Annotated in this window: 1 protein-coding gene; it reads left to right on the top strand. The window is 59.2% G+C overall.

The annotated features are described in order from the left end of the window. Positions 1–14 precede the first annotated feature (14 nt). A partial coding sequence (locus DBY68_RS22685) for an IS481 family transposase (protein ID WP_112296231.1) occupies positions 15–1,158 on the top strand: 1,144 nt, incomplete at its 3' end.

Genomic DNA, 1,158 nt, shown 5'->3' with positions numbered 1-1,158 from the left:
ATAAGAACCCGTTTATGGAGTCGCTTATGCCCTGGGATGCGAGAGATACCATGTCATTACGTTCCGAGTTTGTTCTGTTCGCCTCACAAGACGGGGCGAACATCCGTTCCCTCTGCCGTCACTACGGCATTTCTCCCGCCACCGGTTACAAGTGGCTTCGTCGCTGGGCTGAGGAAGGCGCATCCGGTCTTCTGGACCGTCCCCGCGTACCTCATCACTCTCCCAACCGTTCTCCGGATGATATCACTGACCTGCTGCGCATCGCCCATGCCCGTCATGAGCGCTGGGGCGCCCGCAAGATAAAGCGCTGGCTCGAAGACCAGGGGCACCGTATGCCCGCCTTCAGCACCGTCCATAACCTGATGGCCCGTCACGGTCTGCTGCCGGGCACGGCTCCGGGCATTCCCGTCACGGGCAGGTTCGAACATGACGCGCCGAACCGGCTCTGGCAGATGGATTTTAAGGGTCACTTCCCCTTCGGCGGGGGGCGCTGCCATCCGCTCACCCTGCTGGATGACCACTCCCGTTTCTCCCTGTGTCTGGCACCCTGCACCAATGAACGCCGTGAGACCGTGCAGCAGCAGCTGGTCAGCGTGTTTGAACGCTACGGGCTGCCACACCGGATGACAATGGACAACGGCTCACCGTGGGGCGATACCACCGGCACCTGGACGGCACTTGAGTTGTGGCTGATGCGCCAGGGTATCCGGGTGGGGCATTCCCGGCCATATCATCCGCAGACACAGGGCAAGCTGGAACGTTTTCACCGCAGCCTGAAGGCGGAAGTACTGCAGGGTAAGTGGTTCACAGACAGCGATGAGCTGCAGCGTGCTTTCGACCACTGGCGTACGGTGTATAACCTTGAACGGCCCCATGAAGCACTGGGTATGGCCGTTCCGGCCTCGCGGTATCAGCCGTCAGCAAGGCAGTACAGTGACAGCATTACGCCACCGGAATATGATGAAGGAGTGATGGTGAGGAAGGTCGATATCAGCGGGAAGCTGAGCATAAAAGGTATCAGTCTGAAGGCAGGCAACGCGTTCAGGGGAGAGCGGGTCGGGCTGAAGGAAACGCAGGAGGATGGCTGCTATGAAGTGTGGTGGTACAGTACAAAAGTGGGGATGATCGACCTGAAGAAAAAGTCGATCACCATGGGTA

This window comes from Pseudocitrobacter sp. RIT415, assembly GCF_003057695.2.
Taxonomy (GTDB): Bacteria; Pseudomonadota; Gammaproteobacteria; order Enterobacterales; family Enterobacteriaceae; genus Pseudocitrobacter; species Pseudocitrobacter faecalis.
Note: the sequence above shows the minus strand (reverse complement) of the source record. Positions and strands in the feature narration are given on the sequence as shown.